Origin of the sequence: Streptococcus infantis ATCC 700779 (assembly GCF_000187465.1) — a bacterium.
Taxonomy (GTDB): Bacteria; Bacillota; Bacilli; order Lactobacillales; family Streptococcaceae; genus Streptococcus; species Streptococcus infantis.
The window spans coordinates 1,453,111-1,470,710 of sequence record NZ_GL732439.1; the positions used below are offsets into that span (position 1 = coordinate 1,453,111).

Here is a 17,600-nt window from a genome sequence, read left to right on the forward strand (position 1 = left end):
GAAGTTAAGCCCTAGAACGCCGGAAGTAGTTGGGGGTTGCCCCCTGTGAGATATGGAAGTCGCTTAGCTTTTATCCGCCATAGCTCAGTTGGTAGTAGCGCATGACTGTTAATCATGATGTCGTAGGTTCGAGTCCTACTGGCGGAGTAGTTAAACGTTCTAAGGAACGTTTTTTTTATTTTCTTGGGTTTATTTACCAGAATATTTCAGAGTATTTTTTCATCTATTTTTACTTCTTTTCTTTGTTTTAAGTTTGTTCAGCTTAAAATTTTTACTTTATAGAAATATTTATCTATTTATTTAGCCTTTCTGGTAAACTTGTTTTATCAATAAGAAAGGTTTTTTATATGCTTCAAAAATATTATGATCGATCTTTGGTTTTTCTAAAGCAAATCGAAAATGAATATTCAATTTTATTTCAAAGTACTGATGAATGGGAATTACTTCATCTTAAATTTTTACTTTATTATTTAATTCGTTTTAAGATTAAGAATGAGAAGGATTTTCTTCTCTGTCATTTTAGAGCAGCATACCGGATCTATCTTAATTATCTATTAGGGCAAAATTTAAATTATTCATTTTAATAAAATTTCATTTCATTTATTACGAACAATATGAAGTAATCTATAAAAAATATTTAGATTATGCTAATTTTTTGTATTTTTTTAAATCAAAAATAAAAGAATTCCCTAATCTTTTCTAGTGTTAATTCTTGATAAAATAGGCTTTTTTTCTTATAATAAATTGTAAGATATTATTGTGGGTGAGAGTCCCACCATGTATATGAGAAAGGACGAGCCTTTTGGCTCAGACGAAAATTTATTATGACTTCAGTTGTTGTTGTAGGTACCCAATGGGGTGATGAAGGTAAAGGAAAAATTACAGATTTTCTTTCAGCTAATGCGGAAGTGATTGCTCGTTACCAAGGCGGAGATAATGCAGGTCACACAATTGTTATTGATGGAAAGAAATTTAAATTGCACTTGATTCCTTCAGGTATCTTCTTCCCAGAGAAAATCTCTGTTATTGGTAATGGGATGGTTGTCAACCCTAAATCTCTTGTAAAAGAATTGTCTTATTTGCATGAAGAAGGTGTTACAACAGATAATCTTAGAATTTCTGATCGTGCGCATGTTATTTTGCCTTATCACATTGAGTTAGACCGTCTTCAAGAAGAAGCTAAGGGTGATAACAAGATTGGGACGACAATTAAAGGAATTGGTCCAGCCTATATGGACAAGGCAGCTCGTGTTGGAATTCGTATTGCGGATCTTTTGGATAAAGAAATCTTCCGTGAACGTTTAGAACGTAATCTTGCTGAGAAAAATCGTCAATTTGTAAAATTGTATGATAGTGAACCTATTTCAATTGATGATATTTTTGAAGAATACTATGAGTATGGTCAACAAATCAAGCAATATGTGACTGATACTTCAGTTATCTTGAACGACGCGCTTGATAATGGTAAACGGGTTCTCTTTGAGGGTGCACAAGGTGTCATGTTGGATATTGACCAAGGTACTTATCCATTTGTTACTTCATCAAACCCAGTGGCTGGTGGTGTGACAATTGGTTCTGGAGTAGGTCCAAGCAAGATTGACAAAGTTGTCGGTGTATGTAAGGCTTATACAAGTCGTGTAGGTGATGGTCCTTTCCCAACTGAGCTATTTGATGAAGTTGGTGATCGTATCCGTGAAGTGGGGCATGAGTATGGGACAACTACTGGGCGTCCTCGTCGTGTAGGTTGGTTCGACTCAGTTGTTATGCGTCATAGCCGTCGTGTTTCTGGTATCACAAATCTCTCTTTGAACTCTATCGATGTTTTGAGTGGCTTGGATACAGTAAAAATCTGTGTGGCTTATGATCTTGATGGTCAACGTATTGATTACTACCCAGCTAGTCTCGAACAATTGAAACGTTGTAAACCAATCTACGAAGAATTGCCTGGTTGGTCTGAAGATATCACTGGAGTACGTAATTTGGAAGACCTTCCTGAAAATGCACGCAACTATGTTCGCCGTGTTAGCGAATTGGTGGGTGTTCGTATTTCAACATTTTCAGTAGGTCCTGGTCGTGAACAGACAAATATTTTAGAAAGTGTTTGGTCATAGGAGATTTTTTAAGATTTGTTTAAGACAGGTTGGATATACTATAGACAGTTACAAGAAGACCTCCTAACTTGTTGTAACAAATTTCCTAAACTTTTCTTTTTCATAATAATCTCCCTGTAAAGTCACCGCATTCGGTGGCTTTTTTTGTGTTGAGAAACATGGTATAATGATAGAATTGATAGCTAGGAAGAGAGAAGAGATGAATTACACGCTTGAAGAAAAAGAAGCTTTTATGAGAGAGGCCTTAAAAGAGGCAGAGATTGCTTTAGAGCATGATGAAATCCCGATTGGTTGTGTAATTGTCAAGGACGGAAAAGTCATTGGGAGAGGACACAATGCGCGAGAGGAGTTGCAACGGGCAGTCATGCATGCGGAAATTATGGCCATAGAGAATGCTAATTTGAGCGAAGAGAGTTGGCGTTTGCTCGATTGTACCCTTTTTGTGACCATTGAGCCTTGTGTTATGTGTAGTGGGGCAATTGGTCTCGCACGGATTCCAAACGTGATCTACGGGGCTAAAAACCAGAAATTTGGCGCCGCTGGGAGCTTGTACGATATTTTAACAGATGAGAGGCTCAATCACCGTGTGGACGTTGAAACAGGTGTTTTAGAGAATGAGTGCGCAGAGATTATGCAAGACTTTTTCCGAAATCGACGTAAAAAATAATTTCTCTTTAAAAATAAAGGGGAATGTGGTATAATAACTAGTGGAGCAACAGTTCTGCGTGAAGCGGGTCAGGGGAGGAATCCAGCAGCCCTAAGCGAGTGTGAATTGTGTGCTCTTTTTTCGTGCTTTTTTCGAATAAATAAGATAAAATAGCCTAGAATAAAAGATTAAAAAGAGGAATAATATGAAAATTCGTGGTTTTGAATTAGTTTCTAGTTTTACAGATGAAAATCTGTTGCCTAAACGTGAGACAGCGCATGCAGCTGGCTACGACTTAAAGGTTGCGGTGCGTACGGTTCTCGCTCCAGGAGAGATTGTTCTCGTCCCAACAGGTGTTAAGGCTTATATGCAGCCGACTGAAGTGCTCTATCTTTATGACCGTTCATCAAATCCTCGTAAAAAAGGTTTGGTCTTGATTAACTCTGTGGGTGTCATTGACGGAGACTATTATGGCAATCCAGGGAATGAGGGACATATCTTTGCACAGATGAAGAATATCACAGATCAAGAAGTTGTTCTTGAAGTTGGAGAACGTGTAGTTCAGGCTGTCTTTGCACCATTTTTAATCGCAGATGGAGATGAGGCAGACGGAGTTCGTACTGGTGGGTTTGGATCGACAGGGCACTAAGATGAAGATTGTCTTTGTACGTCATGGAGAGCCAGATTATAGTATGCTTGATAAACTTGAAAATCCGCAACTCTATAGTGGTTTTGGTCGTGATTTAGCACCATTGACAGGAAAAGGTCGCAGTCTGGCAAAAGAAGTTGCTAAAACTGCATGTTTTGGAAAGGCAGAGATTATTATTTCATCGTCTGTGACGAGGGCTTTAGAAACAGCACATTATATAGCAGTTGAAACAGGATTGGACTTATTTGTAGAGCCGTTTTTTCATGAGTGGCGTCCAGACTTAGATGGCACTAACTCTGATTTAACTAGTGTATTGGTAGCTCATGAATATTATCTAAAACATCCAGGAGTTGTATCTGAAGATTCTCCTTATCGCTATGAAACTGATCTAGAGATGCGTCATCGTTTTTTAAGAGCTTTGGAAAAATATAAAGATTATAAAACTATTATCATTGTAACTCACGGAATGCTCATGCGCCAATTTGTACCAGACGATAAGATTGATTTTTGCCAAGTGATTGAGTGTGAGATAGAGATATAGAAAGAAGCACAATGGAATGAGTTATAAGGATTTTCAAGCTTTAACCGCAGAGAATTGTCGAGGGTATAAGAAGGTGTATGAGATCAGTATTGGAGGATTTCTTTACCTAGCATTTCTCCCTGATGCCTATCATAAAATTCTGTGTATTTCTTCAGACTACATGTCAATTATTGACAGCGAAAATGGGAAAGTAACACCGATAGGCGGAGATTACGATGAGATAGAGTTAGTAGCCATGTGTGAGGGATATGATTCACCTATCCCTATCGCTGGTCAATACGGTGGAAATCTCCCTCTGGATAATGGCAAAGACATCAGAGTGACAATGGATAAAGACCAATCTGAAGAGTATCCCATTTTAACTATTTATTGGGGGAAAGATGAGGAAGCTAAAAGTCAAATTTATAAAGGTTATTTACCCTATATTTTTGGATTCAGTCCTGATAGTCGGTATTATGTCCATGCGGATGATGGTGGCCTTACTGTTCTGAAACAAGATAGTTGCTGACGTGAAAAGAATAAGAGATTTTATAATGAGAGGAATAGAATTATAGCTAAGAAAAAAGCGACATTTGTGTGTCAAAATTGTGAATATAATTCACCAAAGTATTTAGGACGCTGTCCAAACTGTGGAGCTTGGTCTTCTTTTGTGGAGGAAGTTGAGGTTGCAGAGGTAAAGAATGCGCGTGTGTCCTTGACAGGTGAGAAAACCAAGCCTATGAAATTGGCTGAAGTAACTTCTATTAATGTCAATCGAACCAAGACTGAGATGGAGGAATTTAACCGTGTACTCGGTGGGGGTGTGGTACCAGGAAGTCTCGTCCTTATCGGTGGAGATCCAGGGATTGGTAAATCAACCCTTCTCTTACAAGTCTCAACCCAGTTGTCTCAAGTGGGGACTGTTCTCTACGTCAGTGGGGAGGAGTCTGCTCAACAGATCAAACTCCGTGCAGAGCGCTTGGGGGATATTGATAGTGAGTTTTATCTCTATGCTGAGACCAATATGCAGAGCGTGAGAGCTGAGGTGGAGCGAATCCAACCAGACTTTCTTATCATCGATTCGATTCAGACCATTATGTCTCCTGAGATTTCAGGGGTGCAAGGATCGGTTTCTCAAGTACGCGAGGTGACAGCTGAACTCATGCAGCTGGCCAAGACCAATAACATCGCCATCTTTATCGTCGGCCATGTGACCAAGGAAGGAACCTTGGCGGGACCTCGAATGTTGGAACATATGGTGGATACGGTGCTTTACTTTGAAGGGGAACGCCACCATACCTTCCGTATCTTGAGAGCAGTCAAAAATCGTTTTGGCTCGACCAACGAGATTGGAATCTTTGAGATGCAATCAGGTGGCTTGGTTGAAGTCCTTAATCCTAGTGAAGTGTTTCTGGAAGAACGCTTGGATGGAGCGACTGGTTCGTCCATCGTTGTGACTATGGAAGGAACACGTCCAATTCTTGCTGAAGTGCAGGCCTTGGTGACGCCGACCATGTTTGGAAATGCTAAGCGTACGACGACAGGGCTTGATTTCAATCGTGCTAGTCTGATTATGGCTGTCTTGGAAAAACGGGCTGGTCTCTTGCTTCAAAATCAGGATGCCTATCTTAAATCAGCTGGTGGTGTCAAATTAGATGAACCTGCTATTGACCTGGCTGTTGCAGTTGCTATTGCTTCTAGCTACAAGGACAAACCAACCAATCCTCAGGAATGTTTTGTAGGAGAGTTGGGTTTGACGGGAGAGATTCGGCGCGTAAATCGTATCGAACAACGGATCAATGAAGCTGCTAAGCTTGGATTTACAAAAATCTATGTACCAAAAAACTCCCTAACAGGTATAAAGCCACCTAAGGAAATTCAGGTGATTGGGGTGACGACTATTCAGGAAGTCTTGAAAAAAGTATTCTCCTAATCGTTATGGTCAGTTTTAGATGACTAATTATTTTATTGCTAACATTTATTAAAAATAAGGAGGAATTTCTGATGAAATTTTCTATGGATAGTCACATGCAGTTTCCTTTGGTAGAGTTGTCGCTCAATCAGGGGGAAACGGTCTTTATTCAGCGTGGTAGCATGGTCTACCATACACCTAATGTAAGTCTCAATACCCAGCTCAATGCAAGCGGTTCTGGTTTGGGACGTTTTGTCAAAGCTGTAGGGCGTTCAATGGTTTCTGGTGAAAGTACCTTTATCACTCAAGCTGTTGCAGAGTCTGATAACGGCAACCTTGCTTTAGCACCAGACACTCCTGGTCAAGTGATTGCTCTTGAGCTAGGCGAAAACCAGTACCGATTGAATGATGGGGCCTTTTTAGCTCTTGATGGTACAGCTTTCTATACAATGGAGCGCCAGTCTATTGGGAAAGCTCTGTTCGGAGGGCAAGGCGGTCTCTTTGTGATGACAACCCAAGGTCAGGGAACTCTTTTGGCCAATGCTTTTGGATCTATTAAGAAAATTGAGCTACAAAACCAAGAAATAACGATTGACAATGCCCATGTGGTGGCTTGGAGTCAATCTCTGGACTATGATATCCACTTAGAAAATGGTTTCTGGCAGTCTATAGGTACGGGTGAAGGAGTGGTGAATACCTTCCGAGGTACCGGTGAGGTCTATGTACAGAGTCTCAATCTTCAGAGCTTTGCAGGCTCTCTTAACAAGTATATCCAAAAAGGCTCATAATATTAAAAAACTAGGACAGAAACCCAAGCTAGTTGCTGGATGTCTCTGTCCCAGTTTTTTTATATGAAAGTTGACAGCTGACAAGACAAAGAAAAGATGGTAAGATAGGAGATAAATAATTTGGTGTTCAAATTATCTGGCAGACTAGAAAGTGAGTTGTCATGTCCTATTTTGAAAATTTTTTAAAAGCCAATCAAGCTTATGTAGAACTACATGGAGATTTGCATTTATCCATTAAACCCAAGACCAAGGTTGCAATCGTAACTTGTATGGATTCGCGTCTACACGTTGCGCCAGCTCTGGGGTTAGCTCTGGGAGATGCCCATATTTTACGGAATGCGGGTGGTCGAGTGACTGAGGATATGATTCGTTCACTTGTAATTTCCCAACAACAAATGGGGACAAGAGAAATTGTGGTTCTTCATCATACAGACTGCGGGGCTCAAACCTTCAATAACGAGGATTTTCAAGAGCACCTAAAATGTGAATTGGGAGTTGATGTATCTGGGCAGGATTTTTTACCGTTTCAAGACATCGATGAGAGTGTTCGAGAGGATATGAAGTTGTTGCGAGAATGTCCCTTAATTCCAGATGATGTCATTATTTCAGGAGCTGTTTATGATGTAGATACAGGTAGTATGAGGGAGATATACTAACTTTCTAATTAAAAGCTTCTGGAGTAGCATGAAGTAGGATGAGAAGGTTGACAAGTTTTACCTTTGATATCACTAATATAAAATAGCATAAGATAAGAGTATAAAAGTCTACTCTTGTCTTATTTTTTATTGAAAAATCGAGAAAAAAGCGCTACAATGGTAGATGGAAAAATGTTGTGAAAAACACAAGTGATACATAAATACCGGAGGAAATCATGTCTTTTTCTGATTTAAAGCTGTTTGCCCTTTCTTCAAATAGAGAATTGGCAGAGCGTGTGGCGCAAGAGATTGGGATAGAGTTGGGAAAATCGACTGTTCGTCAATTTTCAGATGGAGAAATTCAAGTTAATATCGAAGAATCGATCCGTGGAAAACACGTCTTTATTCTACAATCAACTAGCTCACCAGTAAATGATAATCTACTTGAGATTTTGATTATGGTAGACGCTTTGAAGCGCGCCAGTGCAGAATCTGTCAACGTTGTTATGCCTTACTATGGTTATGCACGTCAGGATAGAAAGGCAAGAGCGCGTGAGCCAATCACTTCAAAACTCGTTGCAAATATGCTTGAAGTAGCTGGAGTTGATCGTTTGTTGACGATTGATTTGCACGCTGCACAGATTCAAGGGTTCTTTGATATTCCGGTGGATCACTTGATGGGTGCTCCATTGATTGCGGATTACTTTGAGCGTCGTGGCATGGTTGGTTCCGACTATGTCGTTGTCAGCCCAGACCACGGTGGGGTGACTCGTGCTCGTAAATTAGCAGAATTTTTGAAAACTCCAATTGCCATTATCGACAAGCGTCGTAGTGTAGACAAGATGAATACTAGTGAAGTTATGAATATCATTGGTAAGGTAGAAGGTAAGACTTGTATCTTGATTGACGATATGATTGATACAGCTGGAACTATTTGTCATGCTGCGGATGCTCTAGCAGAAGCAGGAGCTATTGAAGTTTACGCAAGTTGTACGCACCCAGTTCTTTCTGGTCCAGCAATGGAGAATATCCAGAAATCAGCCATTAAAAAATTGGTTGTTTTGGATACTATCTATCTTCCAGAAGAACGTTTGATTGATAAGATTGAACAAATTTCTATCGCTCATCTCCTAGGTGATGCTATTGTACGTATCCATGAAAAACGTCCTCTTTCTCCATTATTTAGTATTGAGAAAAAAATCTAAACTTTCACTTGAATAAACGAATTTCCTAGCAGACTTTCCTCTTGCTAGGAAATTTTTTGTAGCCAATAACTGCAAGCCTTTTCAAAATATGCTATACTGATGAAAAGGAGGATTTCTATGACTCAAGAATTTATCAATCCAAGTGATGGTGTGGTCCGTCAGTATCTAGCAACCAGTAAAACTCTAGCTGTAGTAGGCTTATCTGATCGTGAGGAAACAACTAGCAATCGAGTGACTAAAGAAATGCAGGCTCGTGGCTATAAAATTATTCCAGTTAACCCTAGAGCTGCAGGTAGCGAGATTTTGGGAGAAAAGGCTTATGCCAGTCTAGCTGAAATTCCTTTCCCTGTAGATATCGTTAATGTCTATCGTCGCAGTGAATTTTTACCTGATGTAGCACGAGACTTTCTCAAGGCGGATGCCAAGATTTTCTGGGCACAACTAGGACTTGAAAGTTTGGAAGCAGAAGAAATCTTGCGTGCTGGGGGATGCGATGACATCGTGATGAACCGTTGCATTAAGAGAGAACATACACGTTTAATTCTTGAACAATAAAAAGGTAGCCTAAAGGCTACCTTTTTTCTTAGAAAATACCAATGAAGGCTTGCATACCAAGACTAGTCAGGATGATAGCAATCCAGCAAAGGGCTCCAAGAAGAATGGATTTTCCACTGGATTTGATCATAGCAATGAGGTTGGTTTTGAGACCGATAGCGCTCATAGCCATGATGATGAGGAATTTGGAGAGTTGTTTGAGAGGTGAAAAGAAGCTATTGCTGACACCGAATGATGTGAGAAGAGTAGTTAGCAGAGAAGCTAGGATGAAGTAGAGAATGAAAACGGGGAAGATTTTTTTAAGCTTCACTCCTTGGTTGTTGCCTTGTTGACGGCTTTGCCAATAGGAGAGGAAGAGAGTAATAGGGATAATAGCCAGGGTGCGTGTCAGTTTGACAATAGTAGCAGATTCGAGAGTATTGCTTTGGTAAAGACTATCCCAGGCGCTAGCTGTGGCTGTTACAGAGGATGTATCGTTGACTGCAGTACCCGCAAAGAGAGCAAAACCTTCGTTGGAAAGATGGAGCCAAGAACCTAGAGTTGGAAAGATAAGAGCTGCCAAGACATTGAAGAAAAAGATAACAGAAATGGCTTGGGCTACTTCTTTTTCCTTGGCGTGAATAACAGGAGCAGTCGCTGCAATGGCAGAACCACCACAGATAGAAGAGCCTACCCCAACCAAGGTAGCTAGCTTTGTATCAAGGTTAAAAAAGCGTTGGAAAAAGAAAGCTATAATCAAAGCAATTGAAATAGTTGAGAGGATGACAGGAAGGGAAGATTTTCCAACTGCGAAAACTTGTGAGATATTGAGTCCAAACCCAAGCAAGATAACAGCATACTGAAGCAATTTTTTGGAGCTATAAGTCAAACCAGCATCCAGTTGTTTATAGGGAGTGAGAAAGGGGTAGAGAATCATTCCGATAAAAATGGCGAAAACAGGTGCTCCCACAACAGGCAGAAAGCCTCCTAAAACCCAAGAGATGATTGAGATGATCAGACAGACTAACAGTCCTGCCCAATTCTTTGATAGAAATGACATAAAAACCTCCGAAAATAAATACTCCTTATTATAATCTTATCTGTCAGAAAAGTAAAATAGAAAGTAGGAATAAGGTTGTAAATTAACGGAATTTTGCGGTCAGAGAGCTTTTGTAGTATAATAGATATATGTTCTTTGATCAAGGAGGATATATATGGATTTAACCAAACGCTTTAATAAACAATTAGATAAGATACAAGTTTCCTTGATTCGTCAATTTGACCAGGCTATTTCAGAGATCCCTGGAGTCCTGCGATTGACCTTGGGAGAACCAGATTTTACAACACCAGATCATGTCAAGGAAGCTGCAAAGCGAGCCATTGACCAAGATCAATCCTACTATACAGGGATGAGTGGTTTGTTGACCTTGCGTCAGGCGGCGAGTGATTTTGTAAAAGAGAAATATCGGCTAGACTACAATCCAGAGAATGAAATCTTAGTCACAATTGGTGCGACAGAGGCTCTATCAGCTACTCTGACAGCTATTTTGGAGGAAGGAGACAAGGTTCTCTTGCCAACTCCTGCCTATCCTGGCTATGAGCCAATAGTTAATCTAGTTGGTGCAGAGATTGTCGAGATTGATACAACTGAAAATGGTTTTGTTTTGACGCCTGAGATGTTGGAAAAGGCAATTTTGGAGCAGGGGGACAAGCTCAAGGCAGTTATTCTCAACTATCCAGCCAACCCTACAGGAATTACTTATAGTCGCGAGCAATTAGAAGCCTTGGCAGCTGTTTTACGTAAGTATGAGATTTTCGTAGTCTGTGATGAAGTCTACTCAGAATTGACCTATACAGGGGAAAATCATGTATCTTTGGGAACTATGTTGAGAGATCAGGCAATTATTATTAACGGTCTTTCCAAATCCCATGCCATGACAGGTTGGCGTTTAGGTTTTATCTTTGCACCAGCAAACTTCACAGCTCAACTCATCAAGAGTCATCAGTATTTGGTAACTGCTGCAAACACCATGGCGCAACATGCTGCGGTGGAAGCATTGACAGCTGGTAAGAACGATGCAGAACCGATGAAGAAGGAATATATCCAGCGTCGGGACTACATTATCGACAAGATGACTGACCTTGGCTTTGAAATCATCAAGCCGGACGGTGCTTTTTATATCTTTGCTAAGATTCCAGCAGGCTATAATCAAGATTCTTTTGCTTTTCTGAAGGATTTTGCCCAGAAGAAGGCTGTTGCTTTTATCCCTGGTGCTGCATTTGGACAGTATGGAGAAGGCTATGTTCGCCTATCTTATGCAGCTAGCATGGGAACCATCAGAGAAGCTATGAAACGACTTGAGGAGTACATGAGAGAGGCATGATTCAATCGATTACGAGTCAGGGTTTAGTACTTTACAATCGAAATTTTCGAGAGGATGATAAGCTTGTTAAAATCTTTACAGAACAGGCAGGCAAGCGCATGTTTTTTGTCAAACACGCCGGCCAATCCAAACTAGCTCCTGTCATTCAACCTTTAGTCTTAGCCCATTTTCTCCTAAAAGTCAATGACGATGGACTTAGTTATATAGAAGATTATCATGAGGTGAAGACTTTTCCGAAAATCAATAGTGATCTCTTTGTTATGGCTTATGCGACTTACGTTGCAGCCTTGGCAGATGCGAGTTTGCAGGATAACCAAGAAGATGCTCCCTTATTTACTTTTTTGCAAAAGACTCTAGAGCTGATGGAAGAGGGTCTGGATTATCAAGTTTTGACCAATATTTTTGAAATTCAAATATTGACACGTTTTGGAATCAGTCTTAATTTTAATGAGTGTACCTTTTGTCATCGTGTGGGGCAAGCCTTTGACTTCTCCTTCAAATACGGGGGTTGTCTTTGTCCCGATCATTACCATGAAGATGAGAAACGATGTCATTTAAATCCCAATATTCCTTATCTGCTCAATCAATTTCAAGCCATTGATTTTGAGACCTTGGAGACTATCTCACTTAAGGCCGAAATCAAGCAAGAATTGCGCAAGTTTATGGACCAAATCTACGAGGAATATGTCGGCATTCATCTGAAATCAAAGAAATTTATTGATTCCCTAGCCGATTGGGGACAACTACTGAAAGAGGAAGACAAATGAAAAAAATCGCAGTTGATGCAATGGGTGGCGATTACGCACCACAAGCTATTGTAGAGGGAGTTAATCAAGCCCTTGCTGACTTTTCAGATATTGAAGTCCAACTTTACGGAGACGAAAGTAAAATCAAGCAATATCTAACAGCTACAGAGCGCGTCAGCATTATCCATACAGATGAGAAAATAAATTCTGATGATGAGCCTACAAAAGCTATCCGCAAGAAGAAAAATGCCAGCATGGTATTGGCAGCTAAGGCTGTCAAAGATGGAGAGGCAGATGCAGTTCTTTCTGCAGGAAATACAGGTGCCTTGTTAGCAGCGGGATTTTTCATCGTTGGTCGTATCAAAAATATCGATCGACCAGGTCTTATGTCAACCTTGCCAACTACTGATGGAAAAGGTTTTGACATGCTTGACCTTGGTGCTAATGCAGAAAATACAGCTCATCACCTGCATCAATACGCTATCCTAGGTTCCTTCTATGCTAGAAATGTTCGTGGTATTGAAAAACCTCGTGTAGGTTTGCTTAATAACGGGACAGAGAGCAGCAAGGGAGATCCACTCCGCAAGGAAGCCTATGACCTATTAGTGGCTGACGAGAGTTTGAATTTCGTCGGGAACGTGGAAGCGCGTGATTTGATGGATGGTGTTGCCGATGTAGTCGTAACAGATGGTTTCACGGGAAACGCTGTGCTCAAAGCTATTGAAGGGACTGCTATGGGTATCATGGGCTTGCTTAAAAATGCTATTGTAGGTGGCGGTCTTAGAGCCAAGCTAGGGGCTTTCCTTCTTAAGGATAACCTAAGAGGTTTGAAAAAACAGCTCAACTATTCAGATGTTGGAGGTGCGGTTCTGTTTGGTGTTAAGGCACCAGTAGTTAAGACTCATGGCTCAAGTGATGCCAAGGCTGTCTATAGCACAATACGCCAGATTCGTACCATGCTTGAGACAGATGTAGTTGCCCAAACTGCGCGTGAATTTTCAGAGGAATAAGGAGAACAATATGACAGAACAACAAATTTTTGACCGTATCGTAACCATCATTCAAGAGCGTCAAGGAGAAGACTTTGTCGTAACCGAAAACTTGAGCTTAAAGGATGACTTGAATGCTGATTCAGTAGATTTGATGGAATTTGTCCTAACCATTGAGGATGAATTTGGAATCGAAATCGATGATGAAGAAATTGACAACCTCCAAAGTGTCGCAGACGTATTAGCAATCATTAAAAATAGAATATAAGAAAAAGCAACATGCTGGTCATGTTGCTTTTTTATGTAGACTGTGCTGATATGGTTTTTTTGTGATAGGTAAAGCATTTATCTTGACAAATTTGTTTATTCATATGAACACTTAAACTTATATCAGTACAGTTTGAGTACAGATATTGTTTTTTTAGAAAGAGTTACCTATTTCTTACTTTGTTTGGCTAAAATAATCTTACAGAACTTTTAATTAGATTGTTAAGAAAAAGGATAAGAATATGAAATTTAGGAAAAAACACTACCGCTCACAGATGGATCAGAAGGACTGCGGAGTGGCTTCGTTGGCCATGGTGTTTGGCTATTTTGGAAGCTATTATTCATTAGCACGTCTACGAGAGTTAGCCAAAACGACTATAAATGGGACGACAGCTTTGGGGCTAGTGAAAGTTGCGGAGGAACTTGGGTTTGAAACACAGGCTATTCAAGCGGATATGAGCCTGTTCGATTTGCCTGATTTGACATTTCCTTTTATCGTACACGTACTTAAGGAAGGAGAATTACTTCATTACTATGTAGTAACCGGACGGGATAAGGAGAATATTCATATAGCTGACCCAGATCCAGGGATTAGATTGACAAAACTATCGCGCGAAAGATTTGAAGAAGAATGGACAGGAACAACTATCTTTGTGGCTCCCTCCCCAAATTATCAGCCACATAAGGACAAGAATCAGGGTTGGACTTCTTTTCTACCTATTTTGATAAATCAGAAAGGTTTAATCATCAATATCATTTTAGCGACTACTCTAGTAACCTTGATTAATATCGTTGGTTCATACTATCTACAATCTATTATTGATACCTATGTACCAAATCAGACATCTTCTACCCTAAGTGTTATTTCTATATGTCTTGTTATCGTGTATGCCCTTCAGCAGATTTTGTCTTTTGCTCAAGATTACCTATTAATTGTCCTTGGGCAACGTCTATCGATTGATGTTATTTTATCTTATATCAAACATGTTTTTCATCTACCTGTGTCTTTTTTTGCGACTCGACGGACGGGGGAAATCGTGTCTCGATTTACAGATGCCAATAGTATCATAGATGCCTTAGCTTCAACCATTATTTCAATTTTTTTGGATATATCTACGGTATTGATTATTTCCATAATCTTGTTTTTGCAAAATAGTAGTCTTTTTTTCATAAGTTTATTGGGTCTCCCTATTTATGCTGCAATTATTTTTGCTTTTATGAAACCTTTTGAAAAGATGAACCGGGATACTATGGAAGCAAATGCAACCCTATCATCATCCGTTATAGAGGATATCAATGGTATTGAAACGATTAAATCCTTGGCTAGCGAAAAAATACGCTACCAAAAGATTGATAGGGAATTTGTGGACTATCTGAAAAGATCCTTTACTTATAGTAGAGCAGAAAGTCAGCAAAAAGCTCTTAAAAAACTTGCTCAACTTTTTCTAAATGTCTGTATTTTATGGATGGGGGCCAATCTTGTTATGGATGGGAAAATGAGCTTAGGACAGTTAATTACCTATAATACACTTCTTTATTATTTTACGAATTCTCTAGAAAACATCATCAACCTTCAGAGTAAGCTTCAAACAGCTCAAGTTGCTAATAGTCGTCTCAACGAGGTGTATCTGGTCAAATCCGAGTTTGAAGAACAGAAAATGGTAGAGGATTTGAGTATGGTTCAAGGAGATATGACTTTTAAGGGAATTCACTACAAGTATGAATATGGTCAAGATATCTTATCAGATATCAATTTGACAATCAAACAGGGCTCTAAAATAGCTCTTGTAGGGGTTTCAGGATCAGGGAAGTCGACCCTAGCTAAGATGATGGTTAATTTTTACAGCCCAAGTCAGGGAGAAATCAGACTGGGGGATCTGAATTTAAATCATATTGATAAAAAGTCTCTGCGCCAATATATCAACTATTTACCTCAACAACCATATGTATTCAATGGAACAATATTAGAAAATCTCCTTCTTGGAGCTAAAGAGGGAACTACTCAGGAGGATATAGTGCGTGCGGTGGAATTAGCAGAAATTCGTGAAGATATTGAGCGTATGCCCTTGAATTACCAGACAGAATTGACTTCTGATGGTACAGGAATTTCTGGTGGTCAACGCCAGAGGATTGCTTTGGCGCGTGCTCTCTTGACAGATGCCCCTATCTTGATTCTGGACGAGGCGACGAGCAGCCTAGATATCTTAACAGAGAAACGGATAGTAGACAATCTCATGAATCTAGATAAGACCTTGATTTTCATTGCTCACCGCTTGACTATTGCTGAACGAGTGGAGAAAGTTGTCGTTTTGGATCGGGGTAAGATTGTAGAGGAGGGGAATCATGCTGACTTACTTGTTCAAAATAGTTTTTATACTCATTTAGTTAACTGTTAGAAAGGAGAAATAATGCACCTTGAATTTTTAGAAAGTGCGGAATTTTATAATCGACGTTATCATAATTTTTCCAGCCGAGTGATTTTTCCTATGTCACTTTTGGTGGTGTTTACGTTTGGATTTGCAATGTTTGCAGAAAAGGAAATTAGTTTATCTTCGAAAGCTACAGTTGAACCTAGTCGTATCATTGCTAATATCCAATCAACTAGTAATAGGCGGATGGTAGTTAATTATCTGGAAGAGAACAAACAAGTGCAACGAGGAGATTTACTTGTTCAGTATCAGGAGGTTGGAGATGTGATCCAGGATGAAGCCAATGTTAATCAGTTGGAGAGTTTTAGAAATCATCAAAGTAAAACAAGTAACCTTAAGAACAGTACTACACAGCCCAATATAGGTCTCTTTTCTCAGAATTCTTCGACTGTACAAGAGCAGATAGCTGTAGAGCAAGATGATTTAGAAAGAGAAATAGGCAAAAAAAATCAAACTAGCTTACTTGAAAAAGGAACAATAAGAGCCCAGGAAGACGGAGTTCTTTATCTCAATCCTGAAAGGAATCAATCTGCGGTCGTCACAGAAGGGACATTACTGGCTAAATTATATCCACTATTAGATAGAGAAGGGAAAACAAAATTGACGGCCTATCTTAGTTCAAAAGATATTGTGAGAATCAAGATTGGAGATTCTGTACGCTTTACCACGACTAATGGTGCTAATGGTCAAGTGAGACTTGTTTCTACTATCACTAGTATTGATACAATTGCAACGAGAACTGACCAAGGAAATTTCTTTAAAATAGAAGCGGAAACAAAAATAACTCAAGAACAAGCTGAAAAGCTTAGGTACGGTTTAGAAGGCCACTTACAAATAATCATAGGCAAGAAAAGTTATTTACGCTATTATTTGGATGATTTTTTGAATTGGGAATAATAATCACCTTTTCTTAAATAATATTTAAAAACTGTAATCCTAAAACGATTTACAGTTTTTATAAAACTCAGAAGAGAATACGTTTTCGTTCGTAAAACATTTGATTTCTGCTTATTTTTGTGTTAGAATGAGGCCAAGTAATACGAAAGGCGAATAATAAAATGTCCAGTAAACTTATTTATACGGGAAAAGCTAAAGATATCTATACTACAGAAGACGAACATGTGATTAGGTCCGTTTATAAGGACCAGGCTACCATGCTGAATGGTGCTCGTAAAGAGACTATCGAAGGTAAAGGTGTGCTCAATAATCAGATTTCGTCTCTTATTTTTGAAAGATTAAATGCTGCGGGTGTGGCTACTCACTTTATCGAACGTATCTCTGATACAGAACAACTTAACAAGAAGGTTTCAATCATTCCTTTGGAGGTTGTGCTTCGTAACGTGACTGCGGGTTCTTTCTCAAAACGTTTTGGAGTTGAAGAAGGTTTGGAATTAGAAACTCCAATCGTTGAATTTTACTACAAGAACGATGATTTGGATGATCCATTTATCAATGATGAGCATGTGAAGTTCTTGGATATTGCCAACGATGAGCAAATTGCTTATATCAAGGAAGAAACGCGTCGTATCAATGAATTGCTGAAAGATTGGTTTGAACAAATTGGTCTGCGTTTGATTGACTTCAAATTGGAATTTGGTTTTGATAAGGATGGCAAGATCATCTTGGCAGATGAATTTTCACCAGACAACTGCCGTCTTTGGGATGCGGAAGGGCACCATATGGACAAGGATGTTTTCCGTAGAGATTTGGGCAGTCTAACGGATGTTTATAAGGTTGTGTTAGAGAAATTGCAGGGATTGAAGTAAAGTTTTACTTGCTCTTCAC

At 39.5% G+C, this 17,600-nt stretch carries 19 protein-coding genes, 1 tRNA gene and 1 other RNA gene; 20 read left to right on the forward strand and 1 reads right to left on the reverse strand.

What is annotated here, in order from left to right:
- Positions 1–73: 73 nt before the first annotated feature.
- The 13 genes from HMPREF9423_RS09620 (at position 74) to HMPREF9423_RS09675 (ending at position 9,021) form a co-directional block, all read left to right on the forward strand.
- Positions 74–147: transfer RNA gene (locus HMPREF9423_RS09620), tRNA-Asn, on the forward strand.
- 200 nt (positions 148–347) lie between these two features.
- Complete coding sequence (comW, locus tag HMPREF9423_RS12685) at positions 348–584, forward strand: sigma(X)-activator ComW (protein WP_006149115.1); 237 nt, start codon at positions 348–350, stop codon at positions 582–584.
- A 240-nt stretch (positions 585–824) separates the two neighbouring features.
- Positions 825–2,111, forward strand: a complete 1,287-nt coding sequence (locus tag HMPREF9423_RS09630; protein WP_004250345.1) for an adenylosuccinate synthase — start codon at positions 825–827, stop codon at positions 2,109–2,111.
- A gap of 199 nt (positions 2,112–2,310) precedes the next feature.
- Positions 2,311–2,778 carry a tRNA adenosine(34) deaminase TadA gene (tadA, locus tag HMPREF9423_RS09635; protein ID WP_006155547.1) on the forward strand — a complete coding sequence of 156 codons (468 nt, stop codon included), beginning with the start codon at positions 2,311–2,313 and terminating at the stop codon, positions 2,776–2,778.
- 32 nt (positions 2,779–2,810) lie between these two features.
- Positions 2,811–2,909: signal recognition particle sRNA small type (gene ffs / locus HMPREF9423_RS12085), an RNA gene on the forward strand.
- A gap of 53 nt (positions 2,910–2,962) precedes the next feature.
- Positions 2,963–3,406: a dUTP diphosphatase gene (locus HMPREF9423_RS09640; protein WP_006149117.1), complete on the forward strand. Its 444-nt coding sequence runs from the start codon at positions 2,963–2,965 to the stop codon at positions 3,404–3,406.
- A gap of 1 nt (position 3,407) precedes the next feature.
- Complete coding sequence (locus HMPREF9423_RS09645; protein ID WP_025170211.1) at positions 3,408–3,947, forward strand: histidine phosphatase family protein; 540 nt, start codon at positions 3,408–3,410, stop codon at positions 3,945–3,947.
- A gap of 16 nt (positions 3,948–3,963) precedes the next feature.
- Positions 3,964–4,455 carry a hypothetical protein gene (locus tag HMPREF9423_RS09650; RefSeq protein ID WP_006149119.1) on the forward strand — a complete coding sequence of 164 codons (492 nt, stop codon included), beginning with the start codon at positions 3,964–3,966 and terminating at the stop codon, positions 4,453–4,455.
- 39 nt (positions 4,456–4,494) lie between these two features.
- Complete coding sequence (gene radA / locus HMPREF9423_RS09655) at positions 4,495–5,859, forward strand: DNA repair protein RadA (RefSeq protein WP_080555149.1); 1,365 nt, start codon at positions 4,495–4,497, stop codon at positions 5,857–5,859.
- A 71-nt stretch (positions 5,860–5,930) separates the two neighbouring features.
- Positions 5,931–6,626 (forward strand): TIGR00266 family protein, encoded by a 696-nt coding sequence (locus HMPREF9423_RS09660; RefSeq protein ID WP_006155546.1) that lies wholly within the window; start codon positions 5,931–5,933, stop codon positions 6,624–6,626.
- 161 nt (positions 6,627–6,787) lie between these two features.
- A complete protein-coding gene (locus HMPREF9423_RS09665) occupies positions 6,788–7,282 on the forward strand; it encodes a beta-class carbonic anhydrase (protein WP_004250355.1) in 495 nt (164 codons plus the stop codon).
- A 215-nt stretch (positions 7,283–7,497) separates the two neighbouring features.
- Positions 7,498–8,466: a ribose-phosphate diphosphokinase gene (locus tag HMPREF9423_RS09670; RefSeq protein ID WP_006149122.1), complete on the forward strand. Its 969-nt coding sequence runs from the start codon at positions 7,498–7,500 to the stop codon at positions 8,464–8,466.
- A gap of 117 nt (positions 8,467–8,583) precedes the next feature.
- Positions 8,584–9,021 carry a CoA-binding protein gene (locus HMPREF9423_RS09675; protein WP_006149123.1) on the forward strand — a complete coding sequence of 146 codons (438 nt, stop codon included), beginning with the start codon at positions 8,584–8,586 and terminating at the stop codon, positions 9,019–9,021.
- A gap of 28 nt (positions 9,022–9,049) precedes the next feature.
- Here HMPREF9423_RS09675 and HMPREF9423_RS09680 read toward each other — a convergent pair whose 3' ends face one another.
- Entirely contained in the window at positions 9,050–10,060 is a 1,011-nt protein-coding gene (locus HMPREF9423_RS09680) for a YeiH family protein (RefSeq protein WP_006149125.1), read from the reverse strand.
- Between the two features lie 154 nt (positions 10,061–10,214).
- Between HMPREF9423_RS09680 and HMPREF9423_RS09685 the strand changes: the two genes are divergently transcribed.
- The 7 genes from HMPREF9423_RS09685 to purC all read left to right on the forward strand — a co-directional run bounded on the left by HMPREF9423_RS09685 (position 10,215) and on the right by purC (position 17,581).
- Positions 10,215–11,384 (forward strand): pyridoxal phosphate-dependent aminotransferase, encoded by a 1,170-nt coding sequence (locus HMPREF9423_RS09685; RefSeq protein ID WP_006149126.1) that lies wholly within the window; start codon positions 10,215–10,217, stop codon positions 11,382–11,384.
- A complete protein-coding gene (recO, locus tag HMPREF9423_RS09690) occupies positions 11,381–12,151 on the forward strand; it encodes a DNA repair protein RecO (RefSeq protein ID WP_006149128.1) in 771 nt (256 codons plus the stop codon). Before HMPREF9423_RS09685 ends, recO begins: the two co-directional genes overlap by 4 nt.
- Complete coding sequence (plsX, locus tag HMPREF9423_RS09695) at positions 12,148–13,140, forward strand: phosphate acyltransferase PlsX (RefSeq protein WP_006149129.1); 993 nt, start codon at positions 12,148–12,150, stop codon at positions 13,138–13,140. The genes recO and plsX overlap by 4 nt, the downstream gene beginning before the upstream one ends.
- A 10-nt stretch (positions 13,141–13,150) precedes the next feature.
- Positions 13,151–13,387: an acyl carrier protein gene (locus tag HMPREF9423_RS09700; protein WP_006155550.1), complete on the forward strand. Its 237-nt coding sequence runs from the start codon at positions 13,151–13,153 to the stop codon at positions 13,385–13,387.
- Positions 13,388–13,628: 241 nt separating this feature from the next.
- Entirely contained in the window at positions 13,629–15,782 is a 2,154-nt protein-coding gene (gene comA / locus HMPREF9423_RS09705; RefSeq protein WP_006149131.1) for a peptide cleavage/export ABC transporter ComA, read from the forward strand.
- Positions 15,783–15,794: 12 nt separating this feature from the next.
- A complete protein-coding gene (locus tag HMPREF9423_RS09710; RefSeq protein ID WP_006149132.1) occupies positions 15,795–16,712 on the forward strand; it encodes an HlyD family efflux transporter periplasmic adaptor subunit in 918 nt (305 codons plus the stop codon).
- A 161-nt stretch (positions 16,713–16,873) separates the two neighbouring features.
- The gene (purC, locus tag HMPREF9423_RS09715; protein ID WP_006149133.1) at positions 16,874–17,581 is read left to right on the forward strand and encodes a phosphoribosylaminoimidazolesuccinocarboxamide synthase; all 708 of its coding nucleotides are present in this window, start codon (positions 16,874–16,876) and stop codon (positions 17,579–17,581) included.
- The last annotated feature ends 19 nt before the right edge of the window (positions 17,582–17,600 follow it).